This window comes from Bacillus fungorum (assembly GCF_002746455.1).
Taxonomy (GTDB): domain Bacteria; phylum Bacillota; class Bacilli; order Bacillales; family Bacillaceae_G; genus Bacillus_A; species Bacillus_A fungorum.
Window position 1 is genome coordinate 104,839 of the sequence record NZ_NWUW01000013.1, and the last position, 11,719, is coordinate 116,557.

The 11,719-nt window shown below is 36.7% G+C and carries 9 protein-coding genes and 1 pseudogene; 2 read left to right on the plus strand and 8 right to left on the minus strand.

Annotated elements, in window-relative coordinates:
- Positions 1 to 93: 93 nt before the first annotated feature.
- The 5 genes and pseudogenes from CO726_RS18670 to CO726_RS18690 all read right to left on the minus strand — a co-directional run bounded on the left by CO726_RS18670 (position 94) and on the right by CO726_RS18690 (position 6,154).
- Positions 94 to 1,026, minus strand: coding sequence for a response regulator (locus CO726_RS18670; RefSeq protein WP_099685251.1), 933 nt, complete (start codon positions 1,024 to 1,026; stop codon positions 94 to 96).
- A 2-nt stretch (positions 1,027 to 1,028) separates the two neighbouring features.
- A complete protein-coding gene (locus CO726_RS18675) occupies positions 1,029 to 2,327 on the minus strand; it encodes an ATP-binding protein (protein WP_099685252.1) in 1,299 nt (432 codons plus the stop codon).
- A 45-nt stretch (positions 2,328 to 2,372) separates the two neighbouring features.
- Positions 2,373 to 2,887, minus strand: a pseudogene (locus CO726_RS31840) (lyase family protein); the annotation flags it as partial.
- 478 nt (positions 2,888 to 3,365) lie between these two features.
- Positions 3,366 to 4,859 (minus strand): peptide MFS transporter, encoded by a 1,494-nt coding sequence (locus CO726_RS18685; RefSeq protein WP_099685253.1) that lies wholly within the window; start codon positions 4,857 to 4,859, stop codon positions 3,366 to 3,368.
- A gap of 341 nt (positions 4,860 to 5,200) precedes the next feature.
- On the minus strand, positions 5,201 to 6,154 hold the full coding sequence (locus tag CO726_RS18690; protein WP_245916682.1) for an asparaginase: 954 nt from the start codon (positions 6,152 to 6,154) through the stop codon (positions 5,201 to 5,203).
- A 180-nt stretch (positions 6,155 to 6,334) separates the two neighbouring features.
- On the opposite strand from CO726_RS18690, the gene CO726_RS18695 reads away from it, so the two are divergent.
- Positions 6,335 to 6,673, plus strand: a complete 339-nt coding sequence (locus tag CO726_RS18695; RefSeq protein WP_098762399.1) for a helix-turn-helix domain-containing protein — start codon at positions 6,335 to 6,337, stop codon at positions 6,671 to 6,673.
- A 985-nt stretch (positions 6,674 to 7,658) separates the two neighbouring features.
- Positions 7,659 to 7,862 carry a hypothetical protein gene (locus tag CO726_RS18705; protein WP_099685255.1) on the plus strand — a complete coding sequence of 68 codons (204 nt, stop codon included), beginning with the start codon at positions 7,659 to 7,661 and terminating at the stop codon, positions 7,860 to 7,862.
- A 515-nt stretch (positions 7,863 to 8,377) separates the two neighbouring features.
- On the opposite strand, the gene CO726_RS18710 is transcribed toward CO726_RS18705, so the two are convergent.
- From CO726_RS18710 to CO726_RS18720, 3 genes are read right to left on the minus strand one after another with little or no spacing between them, the layout of a single operon-like run.
- Positions 8,378 to 9,235: a hypothetical protein gene (locus CO726_RS18710; protein WP_099685256.1), complete on the minus strand. Its 858-nt coding sequence runs from the start codon at positions 9,233 to 9,235 to the stop codon at positions 8,378 to 8,380.
- Positions 9,236 to 9,286: 51 nt separating this feature from the next.
- Positions 9,287 to 10,474 carry an alpha-helical endospore appendage domain-containing protein gene (locus CO726_RS18715; protein WP_169513048.1) on the minus strand — a complete coding sequence of 396 codons (1,188 nt, stop codon included), beginning with the start codon at positions 10,472 to 10,474 and terminating at the stop codon, positions 9,287 to 9,289.
- Between the two features lie 34 nt (positions 10,475 to 10,508).
- Positions 10,509 to 11,669, minus strand: coding sequence for an alpha-helical endospore appendage domain-containing protein (locus CO726_RS18720; RefSeq protein WP_245916684.1), 1,161 nt, complete (start codon positions 11,667 to 11,669; stop codon positions 10,509 to 10,511).
- Positions 11,670 to 11,719 lie beyond the last annotated feature (50 nt).

The window sequence follows — 11,719 nt, forward strand, 5'->3', positions numbered from 1 at the left end:
AACCAGTTTCTCTTAACTAACATTTTACATGCTCTACAAGAAAATATAAAATGTAGATTTAACAAAAAAAGATGCTTATTTGTAAGCACCTTTTCACTCTATCTCCATCAGCCGTTTCGCCTCAAAATACAACACTTGAATAAATTTCTTCGTATTAATTCGTATATGACCAGAAGTTGCTATTTCATCCTTTGTCATTTCTGTCATCCGTTTTCTAACTACAGTGAAATCAAAAAACTTCGGAGCATAGCTTTCAAATTTCGGATTTGAAAAGTCTGTTAGTCCGAGGGAAGCTAAATGATTCAATGATTGATAAATCGCTCTTCTTACACGTTGTTCAGACGCTTTTCTCTCCTTATCTATATCTGCATCTGAAGCTATATCACCTAATTTTTTCAGTGTAATTTGGTGAAAGATATCTTTTAACGCAGGAAATCCAAATTCAAATGTTTGCACCTTTTCTTGCCCATATAAATATTCCAGCATACTAAGTAAATCTTTACTTCCGTTCTCTCCCGCAATACCTAGTTCTGATAGTAAGAAGCGTCCTGAATCTAATATCTTTTTTCCTTCTTTCACTGGCTCATTGCGCATTTGCGGTTGCTCCCACTGAAATACGTTGTTCAATGATTTTTGAATATCATGTATGGAACGCTCTAAGCGAATCCGTTCCATTACTTTTCGTACGACAGATACAACTTCAATTTTGTTTAATGGTTTCGTAATATAATACTCCACACCAAGTGTATACGCCTCACCAATGAGTTGTTTCGATTCAACTTGGGAAATCATAATAATTTTCCCAGTAAATGAAGACGCTATATGACGAACTGTTTCAATGCCGTCTCTCATCGGCATTAATAAATCAATAAATAATATATCCACTTTTTTATAATTTAACTGTTCTGCTTCAATAAACGCTCCATCTTCTGATTCTCCAATTACTTCCCCAAGATCGCCACCCTCGATAATTTGCGAAAGCATCGAACGGAAAACTTCATCATCATCTACGATATAATAAAACAAACCTATTCCCCTTCCCGCTTTAAACTGCACTCCGGTAAACAAACGATAAACTTACACCCTTTTCCAGTTTCATTGTCTTCTAATCTTACTTCTCCGCCGAGCTCTGTTACCATTTCGTGTATGTAAGAAAGTCCAATTCCTGTGGACGGTGTTCCCGTTTGATCATACTTTGAAGTAAATCCGGGCTTAAACACTAATTTCTTATACTTTTGTGTAATACCAGGGCCATCGTCAATTACTTCAAAGATTACATGTTGATCTCGTTTATATAACTTAATATTAATGAGACCTCTATCCTCAATTGCTTCAACTGCATTGGCAACTAAGTTATTAAAGATTGATAAGACTGTATAGACGTGATATGCAGCGTGCTCACCTTCTATATATTTAGAAAATCGTATATCTTTTTCTAACATTCCAGCATACTTCTCATTAATTCTCACAATCATTTCCGTAAGCTCATGTCCTTCTACGTACTCAGCCACATTTTTATCTAATAATAATTTGGACAACCCTGCAAAAATTCTTTGATTATCTTTTTTTATTTCATGTACTTCCCCTGCTATTTTCAATGCTGATTTACCATTCAAATCATCGATTACTTGTAAATTCCGATATAATTGATACGCTTCTTGTGTAATTAATTCCGCATTTTGTAACGTTTTTTTCAAATGAACAGATTCTACATATAAATTAGAAAGATGCATTAACATATTTTCATTTTCTTTTCGAACTTGGGATTCTTTTAATTTTGTTTCATATAAGTTCATCATATTTAAAAATCCAAGTGCAAAGAAACTGCGAAAAATAGCAATAATAATTAATTTATTTACTTCAGAAACTGTTATCGTTGTCCCAAGGACTAACATATGATAAAACGTTAGCTCTGACATACTTGCGATAATTTCAATTGAAATTCCAAGACATCCAACGACTATTGGCTTCTGGTGAAATTTATTTACCCTACAAAGCGAAAAAAGAGTTCCATAAATAAAATAATAAAAGAATACAGGATAACGCAAATAAAATGATTCTGTCATATGGAATGAACCTTGCAATACCCAGTCAAGACATACTCGGAATAAGACTACTGATATACCAATAAGAATACCTGCAGCTGCTGCTGGTACTCTTCTTAAAAATAGTAATAAAAAGAAAAATAGCGGTGTCCCAAAGCTAACACGAAACGTGTCGTTAAAAGGATGAAAATTAAGCTCTCCAGCAATCGGAACAACGACCATTAATATAATTAAAAGGGACATATCATTCTTCCATAATTGATTCCAATTCAAAGTTGCCACTTCCTATGCATTTTTTCAATAGTATAAATGAAAACCCGCTTATAATTATAAACGGGCTTTATTTTTTATTCTAACCTTCTCTATCGCTTTTATTTGGCGATACTCCGGCTTCCACATCGCTTCTTTCACTGCCATCGTACATAATATCGTGATCATTTAAGTTCTCTCTTGCAACACCTTCTGCAACGGCAACTTTCGCTACTTCAATTGCAACCATTTCCGAGATATTACGTAACTCTTCAACTTTTGGCATAACAGGGGTTACTTTCCCTGGCATAATAGACGAACCTGGTTGACGAGCTGGCAACATAATTTCTGCTAAACCAACACGTGGACCTGATGCCATTAAGCGAAGGTCATTCGCAATTTTAGACATATTCATCATACATACTTTAAGTGCTGCTGATACTTCTGTATAAGCATCCGTATTTTGCGTCGCATCTACTAAATCTTCTGCACCAACAAGCGGTAATCCACTAATTGTAGCTAAAATGTGTTACAACGGCTTCAATATATTCTGGATCTGCATTTAAGCCTGTACCAACTGCAGTTGCCCCCAGACTCCTCCGCCACAGCATTTTGGTCAAGTAACTCTTCTTCCTCTTGTTGATGGAGGAATCGCTATTACTCAAGGTACTCAAAGTGCTTATGGTGACCTAATGTGGCCTAAACAAAATATGAAAAAATCAGCTGATGAATTACTCCAATTTGTGGAGAACAAAGATCGAAATTGGATTGATAAATATAATAATAAAATTTTTAAAAAACGCCCATCAAAATAATAATTCTTTGGAACAACATAACAAGAATATATAATTCAAGATTTTTTGACATAAGCTTATTTTCTTATGAAACACACACTACTTGTCCCTTTAAATTAAATAACCTGAGTCCATGTAAGTATAGAACTCAGGTTGCTTAGTTGCGCTTTTTTAATACTGTCTACTTGACAGGGTCACTTCATAATACAAGCTTCTTGCTTTTTATAAAATAAACATCTTTTTTAGATTGACACTACCAGAATTTCGTAAAAACTTCTTACTGAAGTCCTTTCATAAAACTTTGAATTTTTGTTGATAGCATAAATAAGACTATACTTACTAATATAGATAAAGTTCCAATAACGCCAAAATAAATTATTTCTGTAGCAGGATCGTATAATTTCACAACCTGTGCATTTATAGCTTGTGCAGATGCAGTAGATAAAAACCATAAACTTATTGTTTGTGCTGAAAAAGCAGCCGGAGCTAATTTTGTTGTTATGGATAACCCTGCAGGTGATAAACAAACTTCACCAATTACTATTAATAAAAAGCTAAGAACTAACCAAATAGGGCTCACAAGAGAATCCGTGCCATTTATATAAGCCGGTAAAATCATAATTAAAAACGAGAATCCAGCAAATAATAATCCAATAGCAAATTTTTTAGTAGTAGAAGGTTGATTTTTATTCAGCTTTACCCAAATCCATGCAAATATTGGTGCAAGTGTAACTATGAATATAGGGCTTAATGATTGGAACCATGCAGAATGTATCTTAAATCCTGCAAATTGCAATTGAGTCCTTTGATCAGCATAAGTTGCCAAAATAATTGCACCTTGTTCTTGTATAGCCCAAAATATGGTAGCTGCAATAAATAACGGGATATAAGCAAGAAGACGAGAACGTTCAACTTTAGTAGTTTTTGGGCTACGATACATGTAAATGAAGTAACAAGTAGGAATAATAATTCCTAAGATACTAATTAAAAAAGTGAAACGATTAATAGTCAATAAACCTGTCGGTATTGTAATAGCACATAAAATAATTATTACGGCTAAACTTATGCTAAAAAGTTTAACAGTTTTTTTTCTTTCGATATCCGTTAAAGGATTCGGTACTTGGGTACCAACTAAACCAAGATTCTTTTTTTTCGTAAAAACAAATAACGTTAAACCTATTATCATACCAATTGCCGCGACTCCAAAACCAAGATGGAAATTATATTCTTGACCTAATGTACCGACAACCAAAGGAGCCACAAGCGCACCTAAATTAATACCCATATAGAAAAGACTAAATCCAGAGTCTCGACGCGTGTCTGACTCACTATATAAATTCCCAACCATGCTTGAGATATTTGGTTTTAATAAACCTGTTCCGAGTATTAAAAATAACATAGAAATAAATAAAGTAATAATACTACCAGGTAACGCTAGAATCAGGTGGCCAATCATAATTAAAACTCCACCCCAAAATACGGTTTTACTTGCACCAAGTAGACGATCTGATATCCAACCTCCAATAACACTGGACATAAATAACAAGGATCCGTAAATTGCCATAATTGAAGTGGCAGTAGCTTGATCAATGCCTAATCCACCTTTTGAGATCGAATAATACATATAGTAAAGTAAAAGGGCTCTCATTCCATAATGAGAAAATCTCTCCCAAAATTCTGTGAAAAATAAAGTAAATAAACCTTTAGGATGGCCTAAAAATCCTTTTTGTGGAATACTCTGAATAATTTTGTTTTTTTCTTCTAAATCCATTATGTTATCTCCTTGATGTATTAAGTATTATTTTAGTATAATATAAATGTTTTGAATTTAAAACAAGATTTTATACTTTTACATATAGGAATGTAATTTTGCAGACACTTAAATTGATTCATCGTTTCAATATTATTCTTATATGTTATTGAACTCTATCCGCAACCTGTAGGATTACGTATGAGTCTAAAATAAAACTAACGCCTACTCAGTTAACAAATTATATTTTAGGAACCGTTCTCTTATCGAAGCTTATTCAGAATTGCTCCTCTGGCAATTCTAACAGTAAGTTCCTATTCAATATAAAGATTAACCTCTTTAACGAACCCCACACTTTTTTTCTACCTATCCTTATCAGATAGAATCGTTAAATCACTTGCTAAAGGAGTTTCAATAATTTCTTTGATTTCTTTTAATTTATTGGTTTGTCCAAGTGTCCACATCAGTTTAGCCATGATGGCTTCCGTATTCATATCACCTGATAATATGACTTGATGCTGCGCCACTTTCCGTCCCACTTCATAAAGAAGTATATCTTCCCCCTCCTCCAAGCATTGAGTAGTAATTACTACAGCAATTCCCTCTTCAGTCAGCTCTTGCATCTTAGAAAGCAAGTTCCTTCCTTCAAAAGGTAATCCGCCATTACCAAAGCTTTCAATAATGATCCCTTTATACAAACCTTTTAGACAATCAAATATCTCTGGCTTTGTACCTGGAAACAATTTCAGAAGAAAAACATCTGTACATAAGCTAGTATTTATTGAAAGTTTATCACTAGTAGACATTGGCTTCCAATGATATTTAACTTCATTTTCATTTACTTCAGCAACATATGGCGAGTTCACACTTTCGAACGCGTCATAACTTTTTGTTCGCATTTTAACGGCTCTTGTCCCAATTATGACCCGTCCATCAAAAACAATAAACACACCACCAATATCCTCACAAGAAAACCTAAGGGCATCAGCTACATTTTTCTTTGCGTCCGTTTTTTTAAAACTGATAGGAACTTGGGATCCTGTTAAAACAACTGGCTTACTTAGACCTTGTAGCATATAGGACAGCGCGGCAGATGTATAAGCCAAGGTATCTGTACCATGTGTAATTACAAAGCCATCATATTTATCATAATGATTAAAAACTGCATTAGCCATTTCTATCCAGTGCTCAGGCTGCATATTAGTACTGTCCATATTCATTAAAATTTTGCAATCTATTTCTATATTTAGGGATGACTTAGGGAAATAATGTAATAATTCTTCAGCAGATAACCCCGGAACAAGTCCTTCATTCACAACACCTCCATACAGTGCATACTCGACTTTCATTCGCTAAATGCGTATTTATATTAATTATTATAGAACTAAATTTATAATAATCAAGGTTTTGTATTCAATACGCGTACTCTTTTACCTATTCTTATCTATTTCTCTATGTTATAATTAATTCAATAAAAAAGATGGGGTATGAGACAAATGTTGGAACGATTATCTGAATTAAGAAAAAATCAAAAGTGGTCCTTACAAGATACAGCAGATCAACTTGGGATTGCCAAAAGTACCTATGCTGGATATGAAACTGGTTACAGGTGGCCTTCATTACAATCTTTGTCAAAGATAGCAGATTTATTTGATACATCGGTAGATTATATTTTAGGTCGGACTGATGATGCACGGAGTAAGGATATTATCGAGATTACAGAACTCATGAAAAATCCAGACAAAACACTCTCAATAGACGGGGAGTCACTTTCAACTGATGAAATAATCGAATTTATTGCTTTTGTGAGGAGTAAAAGAGAATTAAAATCTTAGAGAATAGAAAAGCTTTTATCTACATTTAAAAATTTGTAGAACTCTTATGATGGAACCCATACATAATTAAAATATATAATCACATGAGATTTTAATATATAAAAATTTATTAATATAAGTGCAACATGTACCATAAACTTATTTGTAACAGATGAGCGAGGAACCTTACTCCCATATACCATTTCACCGAATTGTTCTATCGCTGTAGCTGCAAATAATGTCTAGCTCATTTAGTATAATTGCTTAGGAGATACTCCTGCTACATTTTGTTCAAGTTCATTTGAAGCTAACTTCTATTATTGTATTAATTACTAACAGATTTTATTAAAGCTAGATTTGAGCTCCCCCCACTTAACATGCTAACGAACTGTTTAAAGTTGGAGAAAGACCGAAGCATTCCTCAGCTTTATAAGTAGGCAATTTCCGTAGCCCCTAGGGTTAGAAGCCTTAAGGCCTCTTTTCTCAAATCTCCCCCTGCATTCACATCTCTATCATAATACATACCACAAGAAGAGGACTTCTATTCACAGAGGTCCAGATTTTTCACGTCTTTATTTTTATTGCCCCATTGTGAACAAAGTTGAGAGCTAGCGAAGGTTTTGGACACCACGACCACTTTTTCCTATATCACTGTCCCTTGTACACAAGCATCGTTCTGAATTGTGACCAAGATAACTTCTTAAATCGCTTTCGCTAATTATGATTAAAAAATAACAGAGGGATTTACGAGACATGAATGCCCACCTATTGAATTTATCGTTCCCCCTGGAAACACAGTCACACGTGTTCTTGAAAATATGACCAGAATTATTATAAAACAAGAAGGAGATATTTTTACGCAAGGAACATATCTTTTAAAGTGCTGTCCAACATACTACTAATATCCTAATACTACCTAACAGATTAAGATACTCGCCTCTTCATACAACACCATATGTATATTTTGTTATTCGTTTATGATTTCATACAAAAAAGGAGTGAGAATATGCCAGCTTCCATATCAGGAACTGTATTTAATGATTTCAACGGTAATGGAATATTAAATCGTGGTGAACCTGGGATTCCGAATGTCTTTGTTGGTGGTATATTACAGCCGGGAGCCGACCCAAATGCGAGAATAGACATTGAAACACTCGCTGTTAGTGAAACTCGTACCGTTCAATTCAATGTTAAAGATGTAGGTAACTAGTGTTTTATTTCGAATACAGCAGAAGTTACCTTTTGCCTTGATCAAACTGTGAAAAGTAATCGAACTTTAACAATTGTATGTTGTAAAAGTTTACATTATTCAGATTCAAGTGGTTACTAGTTATCTATTTGTCCACGTTCAAAAGTAGTAAAATGGAATTAGCTCATACTTATCCTCCTTGTAAAAGGTTGTGTGGTAACTTCTATTTTACACGAATCGAGGTGGGCTTTTTTGTTTTGTCTTTAGGTACTGCACTCAATAATACAAATAAATATTATCTTTACCTTAAATTTTTGTAACTACTCAGCCATACCCTTAATTTAGCAGTTTAGTAGCAGGTACATATAGTTACCTTTCGTTTTCATAAGGTGGCTGAGCGGTTACGTTTATTTTTTAAACAATTTCCTCGGCTTCATAATTTACTGTTACTCTTAGTTCGAAAGTTAATCTTCCATATCCAATATATATTCTCTATTTCCTCACTCTTCCTTATCCATTTTTAACCAGACCGCTCTTTACCCAATCTGCATAATATTAATGTTTGCCGCAACAAATTTGATTTCCTTTAGTGTTTTATTTACTAATTTTAAATAATTAGGACCAGTTCCTGTATTAAACACAGCAGATCCAGCACCACCGGATCTAGATGTACCATCCGTAAGAGGAGGCGCGACTGATAAACTTTGCTCTAAAGGCACATCATTTAAGGTTAATTGTACTAAAACAGGTAAATTAGCTTCCAATGGGCATTCAATAAAATTATAGGAGGCAAAATAAGTGGCATTAGGGGCTAATTCAATATAAGTGGGGTTAACTGAAGAGAAAATAATACCACTACCATTATTTACTTCATCCTCTACAAAAGGAACAGGTTTATCAAATTCAACGTTTACATATCCATAACCAGCTACAGCAGCGTTGTTTTTTGTAATTGGAAGATTTCCTATATCACTTAAATCCGAGATTCGAATATTAGCACTATTAAAGTTCACACCGTTTACACCAGAGGGGGGAAATACAAAAAGCTGCATGATGCTAGGATTAGAACTAGCAGGGGTATTAAATATAGCACCACCAGACACACCCGTTACAAGATTACCTGTTTCTGACGGGAAGGACGTTGTTTGAGACCCTGGAACAGTCCTTCCATTTAAGCGGAGTGATACAGACACGACTTGATTTGGGGCTGGCAAACCAAACTCAGCATTGTACTCCACAAAATAGGTATGATTTGGGGCGAGTAAAATATTTGATCCCCCCTGCAAACTAATCGTTGTTCCATTCCTTACAATCGTAGAAAGTATTGCTGGTGATCCACCTGAGGCTATAGAGCCACAACCTCCAGCACATCCAAAATCAGCATTACTTGCCATAATAATTCTCACCTTTCTATCTAAAAAATTGTCTTGTAATCAACATAAAATTTATTGTAATTTAACGACTGTTAAAGTAGTTTGATCAAAGCTTTGTGCTGTCGGATCTAGATTTACTAAGTTTAACACACTTGGTGTATTACCAGTCGTATTAATAATTGTATTTGAAATGAGCGATGTAATCGCTTGTGGTGCTCCCGGTAAAGAATCCATGAGTGAATCTGTACCAGGAATTGGCACACCATTCAATTGTAATTGTACGTGACCAGTAATAGACCCTGGTGTTAACAATTCGTCTTTTGTACGATATGTGATGTAATAGGTTTGATTTGGTGCAAGTAAAATATCTGGAGATCCTGCTTGATGAGTAATCGCATTTCCATTTAGCGTAAAATTCTCAGCAAAAGGAATCGGTGCTCCAGAATCTACCAAAGTAGTACCTGGTGTTCGGAAAAAAGCATTATTGAAAGTTACTTGTACACCTGTCGCTCCAGTTACTCCCGTTGCTCCCGTTACTCCTGTTGCTCCTGTTGCTCCCGTTGCTCCAGCCGCTCCCGTTGCTCCCGTTGCTCCCGTCGCTCCCGTTGCTCCGACACCTGTTACACCCGTTGAGCCCGTTGGCCCCGTTACACAAGGACATACTCCGGTTGGACCTATTGCTCCCGTTGTTCCTATCACTCCTGTTACTCCTGTTACTCCCGTTACTCCCGTTGCTCCTGTCGCTCCTGTTGCTCCTGTTACTCCCGTTGCTCCCGTTGCTCCTGTTGCTCCTGCTGCTCCCGTTGCTCCCGTTGCTCCCGTTGCTCCTGTTACTCCCGTTGCTCCCGTTGCTCCCGTTGCTCCCGTTGCTCCCGTTGCTCCACTCACCCCTGTTACTCCTGTCGCTCCCGTTGCACCCGTCTCTCCTGTTGTCCCGGTTGCCCCAGTTGCTCCCGTTGCTCCTTTTAATGGGGTATTTAATACTGCTTCTAATTTCTTCTCTAAAACGATTTCTAATTTTATAGATTCTACAATTGTATCTTTAATACTACTATTTATTGCAAGCAAATCACTTATCGTAGCAGGTGTACTTATTCCAGGTATCGTTCCAAGTGTATATTGAAGTTTTTCCGCTTCTGCGTTAATGATATGACTTACACCTAACTCCTCAAGTGCAACAGAAACTAATAATAAGTTAATAGCGTCTTCCAATCCGATAGTGATAGTTGGTGTAATATTAGGGATATTCGCTTGTGACATCTCTTTCACTCCCTTACAAAATTATTTGTTACTATTAATCAAGAGCAACTATACTAATATTCACATTCTGATTATCACTTGACCTTGAAAACATCATTATTGTAGAAGGTGCTCCAGCTGGAGCAGTTACAACAACACTTCCTTTTAAGGTTTGTAAATTCCCTGCTTCATTAGACATATAGATATCAAGAACTGTAGTACCATTAAAGGTTAAGCCCCAGTCTATGCCTGAACTTGGTTGAAATGCGTCCATATCCACTTGAGCTGCTATATAATACGTATGACCAGGCTCCAATGTAATCGTACTCCCTCCAGGGGTATTCGAAATAAGTGTACCAACAAGTAACCTATTCGTTGCAAAAGTTAAAAACCCCGGACCACCCGCACTACCTTCAGTAATAATACTTGCATAACTTGGACTTGGTGCAGCAACTGGACCTGTTCCACCTGTTGTTCCTGTTACTCCCGTTGCTCCCGTTGCTCCGGTTACACCCGTTGCCCCTGTTGCTCCTGTTGTACCAATTGCTCCTGTTGCTCCAACACCTGTCGGGCCTGTTGCCCCTGTCGGGCCTGTTGGGCAACCTGTTGGACATACACCTGTCGGGCCAGTCGGGCCAAGTGCTCCGGTCGGGCCAGTCGTTCCCGTTTGTCCTGTCGCTCCTGTCGCTCCTGTTGCTCCCACTGCACCCGTCGCTCCTATCGCTCCTGTTGTTCCCGTTGCACCCGTCGCTCCGGTCGGCCCAGTCGTTCCCGTTTGTCCTGTCGCTCCCATTGTTCCCGTTGCTCCCGTTACTCCTATCAAGCCAGTTGCTCCCGTTGCTCCCGTTGTTCCCGTTGCACCCGTCGCTCCTATTACTCCCGTCGCCCCTGTCGGCCCAGTTGGTCCGGATGCTCCAGTGGAAACATCTGTACTTAAAATGCCAGACAATTTCATTTCTAAAAGCATTTCCTGACTGGTAACAACTTTCAAAGTACCAGCGACACTATTATTAATTTGAAGCAATTCATCAATAGTTACCCGTTCACCTAGCTGTGACAAGCTACTTAGAGCAAATTGAATTTTTTCCCCTTCTGCATTAAGAATATGACTCAATCCCAATTCTTCAATTGCAATAGAAGAAAGCAACAATGGAATCAATTGATCTCTAGTGACTACTATTGAGGGTGTAATGTTAGGGATATTCGCTTGTGACATTGTATCACTCCTAACTGTAATAACTTTGGTTTATTTGTAAATAAGTTTGC